14 protein-coding genes and 1 riboswitch are annotated in these 21,238 nt (G+C 37.0%); of the genes, 12 read left to right on the forward strand and 2 right to left on the reverse strand.

Going from position 1 to position 21,238, the window contains the following annotated elements:
* The first annotated feature begins 37 nt into the window (after positions 1-37).
* The 12 genes from M4I44_RS07400 to M4I44_RS07455 all read left to right on the forward strand — a co-directional run bounded on the left by M4I44_RS07400 (position 38) and on the right by M4I44_RS07455 (position 17,087).
* Positions 38-619, forward strand: coding sequence for a bifunctional precorrin-2 dehydrogenase/sirohydrochlorin ferrochelatase (locus M4I44_RS07400; RefSeq protein WP_070905877.1), 582 nt, complete (start codon positions 38-40; stop codon positions 617-619).
* 188 nt (positions 620-807) lie between these two features.
* Positions 808-1,860: an NAD(P)/FAD-dependent oxidoreductase gene (locus M4I44_RS07405; RefSeq protein WP_017497280.1), complete on the forward strand. Its 1,053-nt coding sequence runs from the start codon at positions 808-810 to the stop codon at positions 1,858-1,860.
* A 666-nt stretch (positions 1,861-2,526) separates the two neighbouring features.
* A riboswitch (SAM riboswitch) is annotated at positions 2,527-2,641 on the forward strand.
* Positions 2,642-2,938: 297 nt separating this feature from the next.
* On the forward strand, positions 2,939-3,886 hold the full coding sequence (locus M4I44_RS07410) for a homocysteine S-methyltransferase family protein (RefSeq protein ID WP_249966934.1): 948 nt from the start codon (positions 2,939-2,941) through the stop codon (positions 3,884-3,886).
* Between the two features lie 5 nt (positions 3,887-3,891).
* Positions 3,892-4,323 carry a hypothetical protein gene (locus M4I44_RS07415; RefSeq protein WP_249966935.1) on the forward strand — a complete coding sequence of 144 codons (432 nt, stop codon included), beginning with the start codon at positions 3,892-3,894 and terminating at the stop codon, positions 4,321-4,323.
* Between the two features lie 130 nt (positions 4,324-4,453).
* Positions 4,454-7,129, forward strand: coding sequence for a methionine synthase (metH, locus tag M4I44_RS07420; protein WP_017497277.1), 2,676 nt, complete (start codon positions 4,454-4,456; stop codon positions 7,127-7,129).
* Between the two features lie 147 nt (positions 7,130-7,276).
* Positions 7,277-8,233: a methylenetetrahydrofolate reductase [NAD(P)H] gene (gene metF / locus M4I44_RS07425; protein WP_017497276.1), complete on the forward strand. Its 957-nt coding sequence runs from the start codon at positions 7,277-7,279 to the stop codon at positions 8,231-8,233.
* Between the two features lie 103 nt (positions 8,234-8,336).
* A complete protein-coding gene (locus M4I44_RS07430; RefSeq protein WP_249966936.1) occupies positions 8,337-8,996 on the forward strand; it encodes a class I SAM-dependent methyltransferase in 660 nt (219 codons plus the stop codon).
* 167 nt (positions 8,997-9,163) lie between these two features.
* Positions 9,164-10,387, forward strand: coding sequence for a dicarboxylate/amino acid:cation symporter (locus M4I44_RS07435; protein ID WP_249966937.1), 1,224 nt, complete (start codon positions 9,164-9,166; stop codon positions 10,385-10,387).
* A gap of 127 nt (positions 10,388-10,514) precedes the next feature.
* Positions 10,515-11,924, forward strand: coding sequence for a pyridoxal-dependent decarboxylase (locus M4I44_RS07440; protein ID WP_249966938.1), 1,410 nt, complete (start codon positions 10,515-10,517; stop codon positions 11,922-11,924).
* A 293-nt stretch (positions 11,925-12,217) separates the two neighbouring features.
* Positions 12,218-14,563 carry a TonB-dependent receptor plug domain-containing protein gene (locus M4I44_RS07445; RefSeq protein WP_249966939.1) on the forward strand — a complete coding sequence of 782 codons (2,346 nt, stop codon included), beginning with the start codon at positions 12,218-12,220 and terminating at the stop codon, positions 14,561-14,563.
* A 30-nt stretch (positions 14,564-14,593) separates the two neighbouring features.
* Positions 14,594-15,838 carry a DUF4374 domain-containing protein gene (locus M4I44_RS07450; RefSeq protein WP_017497271.1) on the forward strand — a complete coding sequence of 415 codons (1,245 nt, stop codon included), beginning with the start codon at positions 14,594-14,596 and terminating at the stop codon, positions 15,836-15,838.
* Between the two features lie 91 nt (positions 15,839-15,929).
* On the forward strand, positions 15,930-17,087 hold the full coding sequence (locus M4I44_RS07455) for a PepSY domain-containing protein (RefSeq protein WP_249966940.1): 1,158 nt from the start codon (positions 15,930-15,932) through the stop codon (positions 17,085-17,087).
* Positions 17,088-17,656: 569 nt separating this feature from the next.
* Here M4I44_RS07455 and M4I44_RS07460 read toward each other — a convergent pair.
* Positions 17,657-19,780, reverse strand: a complete 2,124-nt coding sequence (locus M4I44_RS07460) for an outer membrane beta-barrel family protein (RefSeq protein ID WP_249966941.1) — start codon at positions 19,778-19,780, stop codon at positions 17,657-17,659.
* Between the two features lie 467 nt (positions 19,781-20,247).
* Positions 20,248-21,144 carry a gliding motility-associated ABC transporter ATP-binding subunit GldA gene (gene gldA / locus M4I44_RS07465; RefSeq protein WP_017497268.1) on the reverse strand — a complete coding sequence of 299 codons (897 nt, stop codon included), beginning with the start codon at positions 21,142-21,144 and terminating at the stop codon, positions 20,248-20,250.
* Positions 21,145-21,238 lie beyond the last annotated feature (94 nt).

Consider the following 21,238-nt stretch of genomic DNA (forward strand, 5'->3'; position numbering starts at 1 on the left):
AAATCATCTAATTTTGATTGGATGAAATTGAATTAAAATGGAACAAAACGAATTATATCCAGTATTCCTGAAGCTTCACAATCTAAATGTTCTTATTGTTGGCGGAGGAAATGTAGGATTAGAAAAGCTCTCTTTTTTATTAAAGTCGAGCCCTAATGCAAATGTTGAGGTGGTAGCGCCAAATTTTCATTTAGAAATAAAGGTTTTGGCCGAGAAACATCCTTCGATTACATTGACAAAATCGAAGTTCAAAAAGAAAATGCTCAAAAAACGCCACATGGTAATTGCCTGTACCGATGATTTAAAAGTCAATAAAAAGGTATACGAATTATCCCGAAAGCGTTACTTGATTTGCAATATTGCAGACACACCGGATTTATGTGATTATTATTTAGGTGGAATTGTAACCAAAGGCAATGTGAAAATTGCCATTTCGACCAACGGAAAATCGCCAACAACAGCTAAAAGACTTCGTGAGTTTTTTGAAGAGGTAATTCCGGAGGATATAAATAAAATGGTAGAAAACCTCAATGAATATCGAAAGACATTGAAAGGTAATTTTGAAGAGAAAGTGAAAAGAATGAACGAGATCACAGCTTCATTGAAAAATAAGGAATAGTAATAGTTTCGAAAGAACGGTTCATATTGTAGCGTCGGGTTTTAACCCGATGGACGAACGAAATAACCGTTTCAATAAAAAATAAAGAGTAAAAAATTCCGCAAGGAAATCAATGACAAAAATCATTGAAATTAGAATAAATTATTCGTTCCTTTGCATTATTAAGAATGATTATAAACAACAACATAATGATTAAAACAGATATACTTATAATTGGAGCAGGCCCAACAGGATTATTTGCCGTTTTCGAGGCAGGATTATTAAAATTAAAATGTCATATTTTAGATGCTTTACCACAAGCGGGAGGGCAACTTTCGGAATTGTATCCCAAAAAACCTATTTATGATATTCCTGGATTCCCTGAAGTATTGGCAGGAGATTTAATCGACGGACTGATGGAGCAAATCAAACAATTTGAGCCTGGTTTTACGTTAGGAGAGCGTGCAGAAACGATTGAGAAACAAGAAGACGGAAGTTTTATTGTAACTTCAAATAAGGGAACTAAATTTCACGCACCGGTTATCGCTATTGCAGGAGGTTTGGGAAGTTTTGAGCCACGTAAACCACTTATTGAAGATATCGAGTTTTATGAGGATAAAGGAGTTAAATACTTCATTAAAAATCCGGAGAAATTCAGAAACAAAAAGGTTGTAATCGCCGGAGGAGGAGATTCAGCCCTAGACTGGAGTATCTTTTTAGCGAATGTAGCTTCAGAAGTTACTTTAATTCACCGTAGAAATGAATTTAGAGGAGCTTTAGATTCTGTAGAAAAAGTACAGGAATTGAAGACAGCCGGAAAAATTAAATTAATCACACCGGCAGAAGTAATCGGAATCAATGGTGCTGAGCACGTTGAATCATTAGATATCGAAGAAAACGGAGCACACCGTAAAATCGAAACAGACTATTTTATTCCGCTTTTCGGATTAACACCTAAATTAGGACCAATCGGAGACTGGGGATTAGAAATCGAGAAAAATGCCATTAAAGTAAATAATGCGTTAGATTACCAAACTAATATTCCGGGAATCTTCGCTATTGGAGACGTAAACACTTACCCAGGAAAATTAAAACTGATTCTTTGTGGATTCCACGAAGCTACTTTAATGTGTCAGGCAGCTTATCAAATCATCAATCCGGGTAAAAAATACGTTTTGAAATATACTACTGTTTCAGGTGTAGATGGTTTCGACGGAACTCGTAAAGAAGCTCCAAAAGCAGTTGTTAAGGCGATAGTTTAATTCTAAGGGGCTGAGGTACTGAGGTGCTAAGGTTCTAAGATTTTTATATAGAGAAAGCTCAAACTTTTAGTTTGGGCTTTTTTTGTTAAATCCCGTAGAGATGCCGTATATTTTGAGGTGCTGAGGTACTGAGGTTCTAAGGCGCTAAGATTTTTATATAGAAAGTTAAAACTTTTAGCCTGAGTTTTTTTTAATCCCAGCGGGATTCCATATTTATAGAATTAACGGTGTTTGAATAAAAAGCCCCAGCGGGGCGGTATATAATGTCGGCAAGGGAAATACAATGCCGCTCCGTTGGAGCTTTTATGTGTATGGAGATAGTTTTGTTATAAATATTATGCTCCTCTGGAGCTAAACTATTTTAAACTTTTTGTTAAATCCCGTAGGGATACCATAATTTATAGAATTGATGGTGTTTGTAAAAAAGCCCCAACGGGGCGGCATATAATTAAAAACCAGAATGACAATGTTGCTCTGTTGGAGCTTAAAGACATTTGGTAAAATAGTAGAAAAGCACAAAGTAATTTCAAACTTAGCATCTCAGCTTCTTAGCCTCTTAAAAAAAGAAACTTAGAACCTCAGAACCTTAGCATCTCAGAAACTTTAAAAAACACTTGCAATTGTTGAGACTATGTCTTTACTTTGCACTGTTCTTAAAATTATTGAAAGTTATCACGAAAGGCGGAGGGAAAGACCCAATGAAACCTTAGCAACCCTTTATCATAAAGAAGGTGCTACATTCTACTTAATACAACATCTTTGTATTCAAGATAGATAACACAAATACATTACACGTATTTCTCAAACTTTTCCTGACAACCTTACAATATTATTTTACTGAATTCAGTATCATGAGCGAATCATTAACGCATTTTTTTGTGCTTAATCTTTCCCGCTTTTTGTTACAAACTTTTTAGATCTGACAGCTTTTTTTAAACTGTTGGATTTAAAGTGAAAATAGAATTAATAAAAAACTTAGCAGCTCAGAACCTCAGTGTCTTAGTGGCTAAAAGAATAAAGATATGTCAATAACAATTCAGGAAGCAATAAAAAAAATATCCTAATCCTTGACGGAGCAATGGGAACGATGTTGCAGCGCTATAATTTCTCGGAAGAAGACTTTAGAGGAGAGCGTTTCAAAGATTTTCCGCATCCGTTAAAAGGAAACAACGATTTACTATCCATAACACAACCACAAGCAATCCGCGATGTTCACGCTGCTTATTTTGAAGCTGGTGCAGACATCGTAGAAACCAATACTTTTTCAGGAACTACGATCGGTATGGCCGACTATTTCCTGGAAGATTTGGTTTATGAACTGAACTATGAATCGGCGAAAATTGCCCGTGAAGTAGCGGATGAATTCACCGCTAAAAATCCGGGCAAACCACGTTTCGTAGCAGGTTCTATCGGACCAACAAACCGTACGGCAAGTATGTCACCGGACGTAAACGACCCAGGGTACAGAGCTGTAACGTTTGATGATTTGCGAATTGCCTACAAACAACAGGCAGAAGCCTTAATGGATGGTGGATGTGATCTATTATTAGTAGAAACGATTTTCGACACCTTAAATGCAAAAGCAGCACTTTTTGCTATCGAAGAGGTCAAAGAAGAACGCAATCTGGATATTCCAATCATGGTTTCAGGAACCATTACAGACGCTTCAGGAAGAACACTTTCAGGACAGACGGTTGAAGCATTTCTGATTTCAGTATCACATATTCCGTTATTGAGTGTAGGATTTAATTGTGCTTTAGGGGCCGATTTGCTAAAACCATACCTGAAAACATTATCGCAGCATACACAGTTTAATGTTTCGGCACATCCAAATGCAGGATTGCCAAATGCTTTCGGACAATACGATGAAACTCCGGAACAGACACAAGCCTTAATCAAAGAATATTTAGACGATAACTTAATCAATATTATTGGAGGCTGTTGCGGAACAACTCCGGATCATATTCGATTAATTGCTGAGGTGGCGAAGGATTATAAGCCCAGAGTGGCGCCTGTCTTGACTTAATCATTATGGGTGAAAGAAATGATGCGAAAGTAAATTATTTGGCAGCAGCTGGTTTTATAATAGCAATAATGCTAATGATTCTTTTTAGTCGTAAAAATGCTGATGAATCTGAAAAGTATGGAAAGACTTTTAAAGGAGAAACTATTGGATTTACAACTAGAATTGAACATGAAGGGAAAAGAGATTATTTAAAGTATTATTTCTATTCAGATAGAAAAATTTTGTCCGCGGTTTTAAGTAGAGATTATGATCTTGTTAATAAGTTTTACAAGGTAAAATATGACTTAAATAATCCAGAAGAAAACTATATAGTATTGGAAGAAGAATTAAAACCGGATTCACTTTCGCTTGTTAAAGCTGGCTTTGTAAAAACTAAATATTATATATATGATGCAGGTGTAACCTGCAAATACATAGAAAAATCAAAATGGAAGTAAATGTTCCGTTAGGAACAACATATCGGTAACAAACGAATATACCTACAAGTTTTTAAAAACCTTGCAGAAAAGAAAATAGAATAAAAAACTTAGACTCTAAGCATCTTAGACTCTCAGTAACTTAAAGAAAATGACAGAAAATAGAAGAGACCTTGTATTATCAGGATTAGAACCGTTAATTATTACACCTACCAGTGTTTTTGTTAACGTTGGAGAACGTACAAACGTTACCGGTTCAAGAAAATTCCTGCGTTTAATCAAGGAAGAGAAATATGACGAGGCACTTGATATTGCAAGACAACAGGTAGAAGGAGGGGCGCAAATCATCGATATTAATATGGATGAGGGAATGCTTGATGGCGTTCAGGCAATGACTAAATTTTTGAATTTAATTGCATCAGAACCGGACATCTCGAGAGTGCCTATTATGATCGACAGCTCGAAATGGGAAATCATTGAAGCGGGTCTTAAAGTAGTACAGGGAAAAAGTGTTGTAAACTCGATTTCATTAAAAGAAGGAGAAGAAGCCTTTATTCATCACGCCAAATTAATCAAGCGTTATGGAGCGGCAGCCATTATTATGGCTTTTGATGAAGTAGGTCAGGCTGATAACTACGACCGAAGAGTGGAAATTTGTCAGCGTTCCTATGATATATTAGTCAACAAAGTTGATTTTCCGCCTCAGGATATCATTTTTGATTTGAATATTTTCCCGGTTGCGACCGGAATGGAAGAACATCGTTTGAATGCTCTGGATTTCTTCAGAGGAACAAAATGGGTTCGTGATAATTTGCCACATGCACATATTAGTGGTGGGGTAAGTAACGTTTCGTTTTCTTTTAGAGGAAATGATACCGTTCGTGAAGCGATGCACTCGGTATTTTTGTACCATGCAATCAAGAACGGAATGACTATGGGAATCGTGAATCCGGAAATGCTTTCGATTTACGATGACATCCCAAAAGATTTACTGGAACATGTTGAAGATGTGATTCTGGACAGACGTGACGATGCAACGGAACGACTTTTAGATTTTGCCGAGAACGTAAAAGGAGAAGTAAAATCCGATGAAAAAGCGGTTCAGGAATGGCGTTTGGGAACCGTTCAGGAGCGTATTACGCACTCACTGGTTAAAGGTGTGGATGCTTTTATTGAAGAAGATGTAGAAGAAGCACGTTTGGCTGCTACAAAACCCATTGAAGTTATCGAAATCAATTTGATGACCGGAATGAATGTTGTGGGAGATTTGTTCGGAAGCGGAAAAATGTTCCTTCCACAGGTAGTAAAATCAGCACGTGTAATGAAAAAAGCCGTAGCCTATTTATTGCCTTATATCGAAGCCAGTAAACAGGCCGGAGACAAGCAAGGAAACGGAAAAATCCTGATGGCTACTGTAAAAGGAGACGTTCACGATATTGGTAAAAACATTGTTTCGGTGGTTTTGGCCTGTAACAATTACGAGATTGTAGATCTTGGTGTTATGGTGCCTCCGGAGAAGATTATTGCTGCTGCGATAGAACACAATGTAGATATCATTGGCCTAAGCGGATTGATTACGCCTTCGCTTGACGAAATGGTGTATTTGGCTAAAGAATTAGACAAACAAGGAATTAAAATTCCGATTATGATTGGTGGAGCAACCACTTCAAGGGCGCATACCGCCGTGAAAATTGCACCGCAATACAGAGAAACGGTTATTCACGTAAACGATGCTTCGAGAGCCGTTACCGTTGCCGGAAATCTGTTAGATCATAACCGTAAAATATATGCAAGCGATATTCGTGCAGAGTACGATTCTTTTAGAGAAACATTTTTGAATCGTTCGAGAGATAAGAATTTCTTAAGCATTGAAGACGCGCGTAAAAACAAATTACAATTGGATTGGGAAAATTTCAATCCGGTGAAACCCAATATAATTGGAGAGCAGATTGTTGAAGTAGAATTAGATGTTTTGGTTCCGTATATTGACTGGACACCGTTTTTCAGAACCTGGGAATTGTTTGGTAAATATCCGGCAATTTTAACAGATGAGGTTGTAGGGAAAGAGGCGACTTCTGTTTTTGCAGATGCGCAGGCGATGCTGAAAGTAATTTTAGCAGAGAAAAAACTATCTGCAAAAGGAATTTACGGAATATTTCCGGCCAATCAGATCAATGATGATGATATCGAATTGACAGATGAAAACGGAAAACCGTTACAGACATTTTTGACTTTACGCCAGCAATCGCAAAAAACAAAAGGCGCACCCAATATTGCATTAGCCGATTTTATCGCTCCGAAAGAAAGCGGGAAAGTGGATTATATGGGAGCATTTTGTGTAACAACTGGTTTTGGTGTTGATGAATGGGCAGCTGAATTTGAAAAAGATCTGGACGATTACAATTCGATTATGGTGAAAGCATTAGCGGATCGTTTTGCCGAGGCTTTCGCTGAATACCTTCATGAAAAAATACGTAAAGAAATCTGGGGATATTCATCAGATGAGAGTTTGACTAACGAAGAAATGATTTCTGAAGAGTACAAAGGAATCCGTCCTGCTCCGGGTTATCCGGCATGTCCTGACCATTTGGAGAAACCAACAATCTGGAAACTTTTAAATGTAGAAAAAGAAATAGGGGTAACATTAACTGAAAGCATGGCGATGTGGCCGGCTTCATCCGTTTCAGGATATTATTTTGGAAATCCGGAAAGTAAATATTTCGGACTTGGGAAAATAAAAGAGGATCAGGTAGTCGACTATGCCAAACGACGCAATGTTTCAACCGACTATGCAATGAAATGGTTGAACCCTAATATAGCAGATTAACTAAAAGTTTCAGGTTTCAAGTTTCAGGTTTTCTACGGCAACCTGAAACCTGAAACTTGAAACAACCAATATTTGATTTATGTTTTTTGATTCAGATTTTTTACACCATTTTTTCAAAACTCATAATTCATAACTCATAATTAAAAAATGAAAGTAACAGAACATATAGAAAACGCGAAAGGAAATACATTATTCTCGTTTGAACTTATTCCGCCTCAAAAAGGGAAGAGCATTCAGGAATTGTATGATAATATTGATCCGTTGATGGAATTTAAACCGCCATTTATTGATGTCACCACTTCGCGTGAAGAATATATCTATATTGATAAAGGAAACGGACTGTTGGATAAAAAGCTAACGCGTATGCGTCCGGGAACGCTTGGAATTTGTGCTTCTATAAAACATAAATACAATGTTGATACGGTACCACATTTGCTTTGTGGAGGATTTACGCAGGAAGAAACCGAATACATGCTGGTAGATTGTCAGTATTTAGGAATCAATAATGTAATGGCACTTCGTGGGGATGCTATGAAAGACGAACAATCTTTTGTACCAAAAGCCGGTGGGAATAGTTACGCTATTGATTTGGTGCGTCAGATCAACGACTTAAATAGCGGAAAATACCTTCATGAATTAATGGACGCTGATAATAAGGCCGATTTTTGTATAGGTGTTGCGGGTTATCCGGAAAAACATTTGGAATCTCCTTCCTTACAATCTGATCTAAAAAGACTGAAAGAGAAAGTAGATGCGGGAGCCGATTATGTGGTGACCCAAATGTTTTTTGATAATGCTAAATATTTTGCCTTTGTAGAAAAAGCAAGAGAAATTGGTATCACAATTCCGATTATTCCGGGAATCAAGCCAATTGCGGTTCAACGACATTTACAGATTTTACCACAGATTTTCAGAATCGATTTGCCGGAGGATTTAATTGATGCTGTAGATAAATGTAAAAACAATGCCGAAATCAAGCAAGTCGGAATCGAGTGGGCCATTCAGCAATCATTAGAATTAAAAGCTGCCGGAGTTCCTGTTTTACATTATTATTCAATGGGAAAATCAGAGAATATCCGCCAGATTGCAAGTCAGATTTTTTAAGAGTTTAAGCATATAGTTTGTCATTTCGACCTAAGGGAGAGTCGAAATGACAAAATTTTACCGATAATTACTTTTTAGGACTAATTTTGAATTTATTTTAAAGATGATGAAAAAAGAAGAATTACAGGCAATAGCCTCTCAGCTAAAGCATCCTACAGGAGAAAAAGGAATTGAAATGGCGAATATGATGCATGAAACCAACATCAATATGACGTGCCATTCCGTTCAAAATCTCCACGTAATATCGGGAAATACAATTTTAGAATTAGGTCACGGAAATGCCGGACATTTAGAGTATGTACTAGAGCAAGCGGAGGATCTGACTTACTATGGACTTGAAATGTCGGAGTTAATGTGTCAGGAAGCACAGCAAATTAATGCCGCTTTTGTAGCTAAAAAACAGGCCCACTTTTCTCTTTATAACGGAACCGATATTCCATTTGAAGAAGCCTCTTTTGATAAAATATTCACGGTAAACACCATTTACTTTTGGCAGGAACCAGAGAAGTTACTCTCAGAAATTTACAGAGTTTTAAAACCGGAGGGTACTTTTTGCATCACCTTTGCCGAAGAAAGTTTTATGAAACAGCTTCCTTTTACTCAGTTCGAATTCAATCTTTACAGTACTGAAAAAGCGGAAAGTTTGATTGAAAAAACAGCTTTTCAAGTCGTGCATAAAGAAACGCTGACTGAAAAAGTAAAAAGTAAAATGGGGGAGTTGGTAGACAGAGCTTTTACTACTTTGGTATTAGGGAAACGTTGATCTCCTGATCTTCTTCACAGTATTTTTTTTGCATATTTTCATAGATTTCGGAGTAATTTGACTCTTTGGAATTAAAAAATTGTACAGTTAATTTTAGTACTTATTTTTTGAGTAATTTAATTGACTTTATTTTATGTTGCTATTTCTGAATATAATCCTTTAAAATTATGGAGATTAAAAAGATCGATTTTCTAAAAAGTTACAGCAGTATTCTATTGCTTTTAGGTGGAATCCTGCTTGGAAGTATTTTAGGATTAGTTTTCAAAGAAAAAGTTGAGGTCATAAAACCATTGGGAGATATTTTCCTCAACCTGCTCTTTACGGCTATTATCCCTTTAATTTTCTTTACCATTGCGTCTTCAATCGCCAGTCTGGAAAGAACAGAGAAATTAGGAAAACTGTTTGTAATCATGGTTTTGGTTTTTTTAAGCACCATTTTAATTTCGGCAATTGTAATGATTTTGGCAGTATATCTTTTTCCAATCCATCAGAATATTATATTATCTAAAGTCCCGATAGAAAACATCCAATCAGGAAGTATTGGTGAGCAAATAGCACAGCTGGTTACTGTTAATGATTTCTTTGAATTACTGTCCCGAAAAAGCATGCTGGCGCTTATTATCTTTTCTTTTTTAATTGGTTTTGCGAGTCTGCAATCCGGAGAAAAAGGAAGCGCTTTCAGAAGTTTTCTGGATTCAGGTAACGAAGTCATGAAGCAGCTTTTGAACCTCATTATGAAATTGGCTCCAATTGGTTTGGGGGCTTATTTTGCCTATCAGGTTGGAGTTTTTGGTCCGCAATTGTTTGGCGTTTATGCCAAGCCTTTAGGGGTTTATTATGCGGCCTGTATATTTTATTTCTTTGTGTTTTTCAGTTTGTACGCCTTAGTGGCCGGAGGGAAAAGAGCTTTTGTGGTATTTTGGAGCAATAACATCACACCGGCTTTAACTGCGGTTGGAACTTGCAGCAGTATTGCCACCATCCCTGCGAATCTGGAAGCCGCTGAGAAGATGAACATTCCTAAGCACGTTCGCAATTTGGTCATTCCGCTTGGAGCGCCCTTGCATAAAGACGGTTCGAGTATGTCCTCTATCCTAAAAATAACCGTTCTTTTTGCCATGTTTGGAAAAGATTTCACGGCACCTTCGACCATACTTTTAGCGCTCGGAATTACCGTAATCGTTTCAATTGTAGAAGGAGGAATTCCAAATGGAGGTTATATCGGAGAAGTTCTGGCCATCACAGTTTACGGACTGCCAATGGAACAAGCTCTGCCGGTTGCCATGATTTTAGGAACTCTCGTCGACCCGATAGCGACTTTGCTAAATGTCAATGGGGATCTCATTTGTTCGATGGTGGTCTCGAGGTTTTCCGAAAAAACGAAGTGGTAGCTTTAGTCTTCCAAAGCAAATAAATCTAATACTAAAATCAGCGTTAATCTGCTTAACCTGTAAAATCCGTGTGCTAATTTTTAGCAGCAAGGAAGTCTTACAGCGAAGCATAAAAAAGTAGTTTACAATGAATTCAATACTTCAAAATGATCTGAACGATCTTGAAAACATTCTGGAAAAAGCAAAACAGCACGGAATAGCGTTTTTGGACAATCTTGAAAACGTTCCAACTTCCAGTAAAAACACAATTGATCCAACTCGAGTACTAAACGAAACTGGGTTAGGATCATTAGGAGCTTTGGAAGAATTTAAGGAGAGACTGGCACCATTGATGGTAGCTTCTCCGGGGCCAAGGTATTTAGGTTTTGTAACCGGAGGATCAACGCCAGCTTCTATTGTGGGCGACTGGTTGTCTACCGTATACGATCAGAATACTCAGGCGGTAAAAGCGCAGGGAGGGACATCGGCCCTAATCGAGTTTGAGACTATTCATTTATTGCGACAGTTATTAGGGCTTCCAGAATCTTTTTTAGGGGGATTTGTGACTGGAGCAACCATGTCAAATTTTACCTGTTTAGGGGTGGCAAGACAGTGGATTGGTGCTCAGTCAGGAAAAGATTTTGCTAAAAACGGAGTTTCCGGGTCCATACCTATCTTAACTGCAACACCTCATTCGTCATCCATAAAAACATTATCGATGCTGGGGATTGGAAGTAACAATTATACGGTACTTAAAACCGCAGAAGGTAATAGAGAAGCTATTGATATCGATGACCTTCAGAAGAATATAGAAAGTTTAAACGGAGAGCCGTTTATCCTGATTTCGAGTGCAGGAACTGTTAATACAGCCGATTTTGATGATTTTGCGGCTATTGCAAAACTTAGAGAAAAATACAATTTCTGGTGGCATATTGATGCCGCTTTTGGTGGTTTTGCTGCGGTTTCTGAAAAATTCAAACATCTTACAGAAGGCTGGGAAGGTGCGGACAGTATTACAATTGATTGTCACAAATGGTTAAACGTACCTTATGAAAGTGCTTTTTATTTAATTAAAAAAGAACATGTTGGATTGCAAATCGAGACGTTCCAAAATTCTAATGCACCTTATTTAGGGAATCCTCTGGAGAATTTTAACTACCTGAACGTATTGCCTGAAAATTCACGCCGATTAAGAGCCTTACCGGTTTGGTTTTCTTTATTGGCTTACGGAAAAGAAGGATTTAAAGACATCATAGAGAAAAGTACGGCATTGGCACTGCATTTTGCAAATGCCCTTATCGAAGACGAGAACTTCGAACTGTTGGCTCCAATCCGACTAAATAACGTTTGTTTCACATTAAAAGGAGACCATAATCAGGAGCATGTAAGTACGTTTTTGACGCATTTAAATGACACAGGAAAGGTGTTTATGACGCCAACGGTTTATCAAAACCGAAAAGGAATCAGAGCGTCTTTTGTCAATTGGCGCACTACTGAAAATGATATCAAAATAATTATCGAAGAGATAAAAGAGACCCTTTCTGAATTGGATTTTTAATTCGATAGTCTAAATTTTTAAAGCCCGATTAGATGCTAATCGGGCTTTTTTTTGCCCTTTTTTGAAAATTTGAAGAGCGGTCAGTCTGGATTTTTTAATTTTCGCCTCATGATTTCTTAAGGAAAGATTAAGTAAAATTTAATTATTCTTTAAGGATTGCCCTGTTTGTTATGTTTTCTTTTGTTTAAAAGTTAATTACTATTCTTATTTAGAATAATTAAAAATAACTTGGAAAAAACCTTTTGAGAGCCTAATTTTGTTGCTAATTTAATTTTCAAACCAAAATTTATTAGATGCAAATAAGTAGATTAATGCTCTTGATCGCCATTTTTTTTATTTCACTTCAAGGGTATTCACAAAAGGACAAAGTAAATTTAACAGGAGTTATTGTTAATCATCTTGGGAAAACTGCCGAAGGAGTTTCGGTAGCTTTAAAAGGAACAGAGTACAGTACACTGACGAATAATAAAGGGGAGTATAAAATTAGTGCCAAGCCGGGAAATTATGTTTTGCTGGTTACACATGTGGGTTATAAAACCACAGAAACGGCGATTTTTCTAAAGCTGGGAGGAAAGCCTGCTCAGAATATTACGATGGAAGAAGATATGGCAGCTTTAAACGAAGTTGCAGTAACGGGAAAGTCCAAAGTTCAAAGAGTACGAGAACAGGCGTATAATATTACAGCCATAGATTTAAAGAAAACCTACAATACGTCAGCCGATTTAAATCAGGTGTTGAATAAAACCACAGGAGTCCGCATTCGGGAATATGGAGGATTGGGATCGGCTTTTAATTTTTCACTGAATGGTTTCTCCGGGAATCAGGTTAAATTCTTTTTGGACGGTGTACCTATGGACAGTTATGGTTCAGCTCTTACGCTGAATAATATTCCGGTAAACATGGCTGAGAGAATAGATGTGTACAAAGGTGTTGTTCCTATTGAGTTAGGAGCGGATGCACTTGGGGGAGCTGTTAATATTGTAACCAATAAAAATGTAAACCGTTACATTGATGCTTCTTATAGTTATGGATCGTTTAACACCCACAGAGCAGCAATAAATACGAGATTCTCCGGTCGTGATGGTTTTATTGCCAATATTAACGCTTTTGCAAATTATGCCGACAATGATTATAAGGTAGATGTAAGTGTGGTGGATAAAAATACCTCGAAGTTTTTACCGGAACAAAAATACAAGCATTTTCATGATGCCTATAAATCAGGAACTATAATGGCAGAAGCAGGATTTAAAAACAAGAGTTTTGCCGATTATCTGCTTGTTGGTTTTGCCGTTGCAGGCAATAAAAAAGAAATTCAGCAGGGAAGAACAATGCAAAAAGTAGTAGGGCAGGCTTTTACAGATAGTCAAAGTTTTATTACCTCTTTGAAATTCAAAAAAAGTGATCTTTTTACTAAAGGATTGTCTTTAAGTATTAACTCCACTTATGCTTTAGTAAACAACCGCTCGATAGATACTTCTTCGCGAGTGTATGACTGGACAGGGAATTATATATACAGACAATTTGCAGGAGCCAATGATAAAGGCGAATTAGGGAACAAAACCATATACGTTTACGACGAGACTAATGCACAGGTAACAACAAACTTAAAATACCAGTTAAATGAGCAGCATTCGTTAGCGGTAAATTACTCTTATTTGGGCTACAAACGTAAAGAAACAAACGAGTATTTAAAAGTTGTACAACTGGGAGAACCTACTATTGATAAAAATATTCTGGGTTTAAGTTATAATTTTAGCGGTCTCGATAATCGACTGGCTATTTCAGGTTTTGGTAAAATGTTTGATTTAGCAACTCAAATGATCGCCCATAACATAACGCAATCTTCTTCATCAACAAATTATGGTTATGGCGCTACTTCAGCATACCATTTGACAGATAAATTTCAAATTAAAGGTTCTTATGAGCATGCGTATCGTTTGCCTTCTGCTACAGAAATGCTGGGTGACGGACTTACTGTAAACAGCAATATTGGATTAAGACCTGAGAGTAGTGATAACGCGAATCTGGGACTGGCTTTTAATACTCACAACAGCAAAAATCATTTTAATGTTGAGACGAGTATCATTTACAGAGAAGCAAAAGATTTTATCAGAGAAAAGCAGGAGGGAGACAAAACGGTTTTTGAAAATCTTCAAAACGTGCAAATAACAGGTATTGACGGTGTTTTTAGATACGGCTACAAAGACTTAATAAATTTTGAAGTAAACGGAACGTATCAAAAGAGCCTTAACAAAAACAAATATAAAGCAGGAACAACCAGTCCTGATGCCTTGTATGACGCACAATTGCCTAACGTTCCAATCTTCTACGGAAACGCTGATCTGACTTTTAACTTTAAAAACATCAGACATCAGGACGATAGACTTTCTTTAAATGTAAGTGCCAATTATATAGATGCTTTTTATCTAACCTGGCCGGTACTGGGAAGTCTGGAAACCAAAAAAGCTATTCCGGAACAATTTACTCAGAATGCTATGGTTGCCTATTCTTTTTTAAACGGCAAATACAATTTGGCTTTCGAGTGTAGAAATATTACCGATATAAAGGTGTACGACTATTTTAAGGTTCAAAAACCGGGGCGCGCTTTTTCAGTGAAGTTCAGATACTTTCTACAGTAATTTAAATAATAATCCTAAATAATAATAATCATGTTTGTAAACAAATTCGCAAAATGCTTTGCATTGGCTTTTCTGTCATGCTCTATCTTTTCATGCAGCAGTGATGATTCCTCTAAAGATGAAACACCAACTGTAAACGGAACTAAATATGTAGCATCTTATTGGCTGGCCGATTATACACAGTATATATTAGATTTTAATTCTACTGATCAGTTAATGACCGGAGAAATTAGTGCAAAAGGAGTTGGAATTGAGCAGGGAGGAAGTTGTTTTCCTGTGAACAATACATTTTTTGCCTTAAGTACAGAAGACGAAGGGTCGGTATCGTTTCGTCTGAACAATTCCGGAAAACTGGGGGCGGGAGATAAGATTTCTTTCGAGTCATCTTATGCTGTAGGTTATACAGATGATAAAAAACTGATCAATATTGGCGCTACCTGGGACGGTAGTTCATCTGATTACGAATTGATGATTTACAACCCTGCTACCGTTTCTATCGATGCCCGTAAGTTCAATGATTTTAGTGTGAATCCGGCCAATAAAAAAATATTATACTGGCCAACAGGAGCGGCAGTTTCAGGAGATAAGCTTTTTGTTCCGGTGTATACCAAAGATGTAAGCGACGGAACCAATAAAGTACTATCATCTGATGCAACTATGAGAGTGTACAAATATCCTTCTTTAGAATATGTAAGCACCATAAAAGATGCCAGAACAACTGCAATTGGTCTTTATTATACCAATACCGGAATTGTTCAGACAGAATCAGGGGATATTTATACGTTCTCGTCTAATGCACGTGCAGGAGGTTATCCGGTTACGGGTGTTTCATCAGGAGTTTTACGTGTTAGAAAAGGCGATGCCAAGTTTGACCCGGGTTACTTTTTCGATCTTCAGTCAAGTACATTAAAAGGTAAAGTTCTTGCCGCTTATCCTTTAGGAGGAGAGAAAGTTTTCATCTCTTATATCCCTACCGAAGTTGATGCTGCCAATTCTGTGTACAGCTTCCTTAATACAAAAACAATTTTCAAATCGGCAATATTGGATTTATCTGCCAAAACAATCTTAGCAGTTACAGGATTGCCGGATCATGGCGGAGATGAATTCTTCGGGTTGGGAAGTATGTTTGTAGAGAACGGAAAAGCATACAAAAGTTTTGTAACAGGCGATCAGGCTCGTGTGTACCAAATTGATATTGCAACCGGTACTGCAAAAGCGGGTGCACTTATTAAAGAAGGTCTTTATTTGCCTTCAATTGGTAAACTTACCTATTAAATTACCACAGTTTTAAGCGGTTTGAGGATTACTAAAAATCCTCAAACCGTTTTATTTATAAATTTTGTCTTAGTTTCAAATTACTATTTTAATGAATATTATTAAAAACCGCACAGGTAAACCGCCCAATAAAGGAAAATCACGCTTTAGTAAAATCAATGCCTGGCTGCACTTATGGCTGGGACTCGCTTCCGGAATAATTGTATTTATCATGGCAATTACAGGTTGTATTTTGGTTTTTGAACAAGAAATCAAAGAGTTTACCTCTCCCTGGCTCAATGTTGAGGCTCAAAGTCCTGAGCACTTATTGCCCCCTTCTCAAATTTATGCAGCAGTTCAAAAAGTACTGCCCAACAAAGAAATTCATGGTTTCTGGTATAATGGTTTAGACAAATCAGTTAAAGTCGATATCGAATCGGATTCGTTGATTTATGTAAACCCCTATAACGGTAAAATTACCGGGATGGTTGATCATGAAGATTTCTTTCACATAATCGATGAGGGACATCGGAATCTTTGGCTGGAGCGGGATATTGGAGCACAGATAACCGCCTGGGCAACCTTTATTTTCTTCTTTTTATTGATTAGCGGACTACTATTGTGGTTTCCGAAAAAGTGGAACAAAACAACCGTTAACAGCAGTTTTAAAATAAAGTGGAAGGCTAAGTTCAAACGCCTCAATTATGATTTGCACAATGTAATGGGTTTTTATGTGCTCATTTTGGCATTGTTGATTTCTTTTACCGGATTGTTAATGAGTTTTCATTGGCTAAGGGAAAGTACTTACTGGATTAGTGGAGGATGGGCAGAGGCAAAAGAGCAGACAGTTTTGGTTAAAAAAGAGCCCTTGTCCAAAGAGCAATTAGACAAACTGACTGCTGTCGATTTTATTTGGAAAAAGGTTCGGACAGAAATTGCCAAAGAAAACAAAGAAGCGGTTATCATTCATTTTCCCGATGATCCGAAAGAAGATTTTTACGCCTGTACGGACATGTACAAAGGCATTTGGAGAGATCTGTATTTTGACTCCAAAACGCTTGAATTACTTCCAAAATCAGAAAAATATATTGGTAATGAACGTTTTTCAGATTGGTTGATGCGATCCAATTACAGCCTTCATATTGGTGCAATAGGAGGATTGTCGACCAAAATAATTTATTTCATCGGCAGTTTAATCTGCGCCAGTTTGCCAATTACCGGATTTTACATCTGGTGGGGCAGAAAGAAAAAGCAAAAATCAAAAGCTTAGTGTTGATTTGATTTTAGCAGTTTTGTATTAGTTAGTTTCCTTAAAGTCTTTTGTGCGAAGTAAAAATTCCTCAAAAGACTTTTTTCTTGCTTTGTGGGACTTCGGCTTCGCTCAGTTTGACACGTCAGGCAAAGCGAAGTCAATTTTTTGTATGCAGGACCACTTTTTTTGGGGGGACTTCGACTTCGCTCAGTCTGACGAAGTTTTCAATATCGTTTTCAAGGTCTTTTTACTTGTGGCAGTGTGCTACAGGATAAATAATCTCAGCAAGATGTTAAGCGCCAGAAAATTAAACTTTGCGTCTCTGTGTCTTTGCGAGCAAAAAAACACTATGTCAGCTTTGCGGTTGATCCCGCAACCTCAAGACTTTTTTACTTGTGGCAGTATACTGCAGGATAAATAATCTCAGCAAGATGTTAAGCACCAGTAAATTAACCTTTGCGTCTCTGCGAGCAAAAATACTATACTTGCTTTGCGGTTAACCCCAAAAACAAAAAGAGCCTGCTAACTACAAACAGGCTCTTTCATTCAAAAAAAAAACAAAAACAAGGAAACTAAAGATCCAAATATTAAATTCTGTACGTAAACGCTATAGTAGCAATACGGTTGTCCAGATCATATCTTTTATTGATGCTCGTTTGAGCTATGACTGAATTGATGTGAAAATTATTGGTATTAAAAATGTCCGTAATATTAAATTTGATACTTCCTTTCTTTGCCAGTACCTGTTTCGAGATTCCAATACTAAAATCAAAAAAAGCATCTCTTTCATAAATACCAAGATTCGATTTGGATTGATATTGTGCGTTAACTTCAGCTTTTAGGCTCTCGCTGATCGTAAAGGAGTTCTGTACACTTAGATTTAAAGTAACAATAGGATCAATTTTATCCGTATTCACTACATTTCCCATGAACTTATTTTCGAAAATGTTGAATAGCGTATTCACCGACCACCATTTGTAAATTTCGGCTGTGTTGGTAATATTTGCACCATAATTAAAGGATTTGCTCACGTTAATTTGGGAAGTTACAGTAGTGTTGTTGGCGGGATTGTAATCGTAAACCTCTGTAAAAACATCTTTGGTTTTACTGAAATACAACGAAGCCATAAAAGCACTTTTCCAGGCGTATCCAATTTCTGTCGAATGAGTAATCTCCGGAACCAAATTTGGATTTCCCTGTGAGTAATTAAAAGAATCATCGTAAAAACGAAACGGATTCAAATCAAACTGACTCGGTCTGTTGATTCTTTTACTGTAGGAGGCGTGCAAAGAATGGTCGTTGCTTAGCTCATATTTCAAAGAAACACTTGGAAACCATTTTAAATAATCGTCTTTATGAGTTTCATTTAAGGTTTTTTGTAGTATCTCAATGGCAGTATATTCCGTTCTTAACCCTCCCTGAATATTTAAATTTTCCAGTTGGTATTTGTAATTGGCATAGGCAGCATAAATTTGTTCTTTGTACTCAAAATGATTGGTGGAGTTAGCATCAACGATCCATTGATTATTGTCGTAATACTCGTAAACCGATGGATTGTCATTGTTTTTAACGCTGGCTTTAGCGCCCCATTCGATAGACTGCTTTTCCTTTAACGGATTGACAAAATCAAATTTTCCTGTAAAAACACTCAATTGCGACGGAATAAAACCCCTGCGGTCATTAATGTTAGCAACAATAGCAGGATCTGTATTTTTTGCACTCTGAAACTGATTCGATCTGAATTTTGACGTTTCATACTCTAAATCAAAAGACATGTTTTTGCCCTCGGTATTGAATTTATGAACTCCAGAAAAGCCATACGTATAATCATTCCACTTTTCTTTACTGTCGTTGAAGGTCAAAGCATCAAATTGCACCTGATTTGAAGCATTTAGTAATGTATTTCTACCGTTAGCGATGTTTTCGTAACGCCCCAGTTTGGCATCAACATACACTTCTAAATTCGTTTTAGGAGAAACTTCATAGGTAGTTCCAATTTTAAAATTATTAGAAGTCAGCGGTTCGTCTGTAACCGAGGTCTGATGGTTTTTTGTTGAAATAGTCTGGCGTGTGTTGTCAGTATATTGAATCTGATCGAATTCTTTACGTTCTTCCTCACCTCTAAAGGTGTAACTGTAGTTTCCGTAAACGCCAAATTTATCTTTGTTGTAACTTAAGTTAACACCGGAATTGGTTCTGTTCTTACGGGCTCTTCCATAATTGGTGAATACCGTTCCTTTAAGTCCGCCCGCATTAGGTTTCTTTAAAATAATATTAATAATTCCGGCTTTACCGGTCGCATCATATTTAGAAGAAGGATTCGTAATCACTTCAATTTGTTTGATATTGGATGAGGTAGTTGACTTTAAATAATTCGCGAGTTCCTTTTGTGAAAGCTGTGTTAACTTGCCATTAATCATCACTCCGACACCTTGTTGTCCACGGATCGATAATTCGCCGTCCTGAGAAACGACAACGCCCGGAGCACGGGATAAAACATCTAAAGCAGTGCCGCCTTCAGAAACAATGCTGTTTTCTACATTAAAAACCAGTCGATCTGATTTCTGAGTATATAAAACCTTCTTTTTTGTGATTACAATTTCATCTAAAGCATTAATCGAAGTTTCGACAATGCTGTCTCTTCCTTTTTCTGTCTGCGAATATCCGTAGACTGAAAAGGCAAGTACAATAGATGTTATAATATTCTTCATGGTATTTTGGAATGATGGGGGTAAAGTAATTTTTGATTTTAGGTACAGAAGCTGTATGCTATTGCAGTACGAGCTGTTCGAGTTTATCAGAAAGTGTATTTTGAAGAAGTGTCAATCGGTTTGAGAGCTTATATATCGAGGCTTTTATAGGAAGGAGTATTGAAAACATGAGTGATTATTTGAAGTTTCAGTTGTCAAATATAACACTATTTATAATAAGTCTAAATAAATATAGTTAAAATTTACGACAAATAATGTAAAGCATTGATATTGAAGGGTTCCTGTTTTGAAGGAAAAGTATAAAATCTGGGGAAATATTGAAAATTTGAGAAAAATGCCTGTGAAAACAAGACTTCACAGAGTTTAAGAAAATGGAAAATGAGGAGAGGAATAAAAGCAGAAAAACCAACTTATTCTATAATAGAACAAATTGGTTTTTATTTTAAAATGAAGTAAGGTTGGAATCCCTACTTTGTAATTTCTCTGAAAACGGCTTCGAGATTTTTATTTTTCTGGTTCAGTTGTAATGTTTTTAAACCATTTTCATTGGCAAAATCAAAAATAGCCGGACGCATGTCTTTTTCAGAAACAAAAGTTAGTTCCCAAGTCATATCGTGTGTGTTCTTGTAGGCCGTAATATTTTTAAGTTTAGCCAAAAGCTGTTCTTCTACCTGATAATCAAATTCGACTTCGATCACTTGCTCTGCATTTTCAGATACTAGGTGGTCTAATTTTTTGTCGGCAACAATTTGTCCTTTGTCAATAATAATGACACGATCGCAGATGGCTTCGACTTCCTGCATGATATGAGTAGACAGAAAAACGGTTTTATCTTTCCCTACATTTTTGATCACATTTCGAATTTCCATTAACTGGTTAGGGTCCAGTCCGGTAGTGGGTTCGTCCAGAATTAAAACCTCCGGATTGTGCAATAAAGCATTGGCAAGTCCCACACGCTGGCGGTATCCTTTAGAGAGCTGTCCTATTTTTTTATGACTTTCACCTGACAGTCCTGTCAGTTGTATGACTTCTTCAATTCTTGATTTCGGAACCTGATAAACATCGGCATTAAAAGCCAAATATTCACGAACATACAAATCCAGATACAACGGATTATGTTCCGGTAAATAGCCAATAGAACGTTGAACTCCCTTTGCGTCCGTCATGACATCATGACCGTTTACAAGGGCTGAGCCATTATCTGCCAGTAAATAGGTCGTCAAAATTTTCATTAATGTAGATTTTCCTGCGCCGTTTGGACCCAAAAATCCGACGATTTCTCCTTTTTCAATAGAGAATGAAATTTCATTTAGCGCTTTTTGGGTTCCGTAACTTTTTGATATGTTGTTTACTGCTATCGACATGACTTTTTATTTGCTACAAAAGTAAACAGAAATACGCTCGATTACTACATTTTTATCTTTTAAAGAAATCATAAAAAAAATATAAAAGCCAGTC

The sequence above is a fragment of the Flavobacterium sp. B183 genome (genome assembly GCF_023539155.1).
In the GTDB taxonomy this organism is placed as follows: Bacteria; Bacteroidota; Bacteroidia; order Flavobacteriales; family Flavobacteriaceae; genus Flavobacterium; species Flavobacterium tructae.

Coding starts and splice junctions, on each gene's coding strand:
- M4I44_RS07435 (WP_249966937.1), top strand. CDS start 9,164: ATGGAGATTAAAAAGATCGATTTTCTAAAAAGTTACAGCAGTATTCTA.
- M4I44_RS07400 (WP_070905877.1), top strand. CDS start 38: ATGGAACAAAACGAATTATATCCAGTATTCCTGAAGCTTCACAATCTA.
- M4I44_RS07445 (WP_249966939.1), top strand. CDS start 12,218: ATGCAAATAAGTAGATTAATGCTCTTGATCGCCATTTTTTTTATTTCA.
- metF (WP_017497276.1), top strand. CDS start 7,277: ATGAAAGTAACAGAACATATAGAAAACGCGAAAGGAAATACATTATTC.
- M4I44_RS07450 (WP_017497271.1), top strand. CDS start 14,594: ATGTTTGTAAACAAATTCGCAAAATGCTTTGCATTGGCTTTTCTGTCA.
- M4I44_RS07460 (WP_249966941.1), bottom strand. CDS start 19,780: ATGAAGAATATTATAACATCTATTGTACTTGCCTTTTCAGTCTACGGA.
- metH (WP_017497277.1), top strand. CDS start 4,454: ATGACAGAAAATAGAAGAGACCTTGTATTATCAGGATTAGAACCGTTA.
- M4I44_RS07410 (WP_249966934.1), top strand. CDS start 2,939: ATGGGAACGATGTTGCAGCGCTATAATTTCTCGGAAGAAGACTTTAGA.
- M4I44_RS07455 (WP_249966940.1), top strand. CDS start 15,930: ATGAATATTATTAAAAACCGCACAGGTAAACCGCCCAATAAAGGAAAA.
- M4I44_RS07430 (WP_249966936.1), top strand. CDS start 8,337: ATGATGAAAAAAGAAGAATTACAGGCAATAGCCTCTCAGCTAAAGCAT.
- M4I44_RS07415 (WP_249966935.1), top strand. CDS start 3,892: ATGGGTGAAAGAAATGATGCGAAAGTAAATTATTTGGCAGCAGCTGGT.
- M4I44_RS07405 (WP_017497280.1), top strand. CDS start 808: ATGATTAAAACAGATATACTTATAATTGGAGCAGGCCCAACAGGATTA.
- gldA (WP_017497268.1), bottom strand. CDS start 21,144: ATGTCGATAGCAGTAAACAACATATCAAAAAGTTACGGAACCCAAAAA.
- M4I44_RS07440 (WP_249966938.1), top strand. CDS start 10,515: ATGAATTCAATACTTCAAAATGATCTGAACGATCTTGAAAACATTCTG.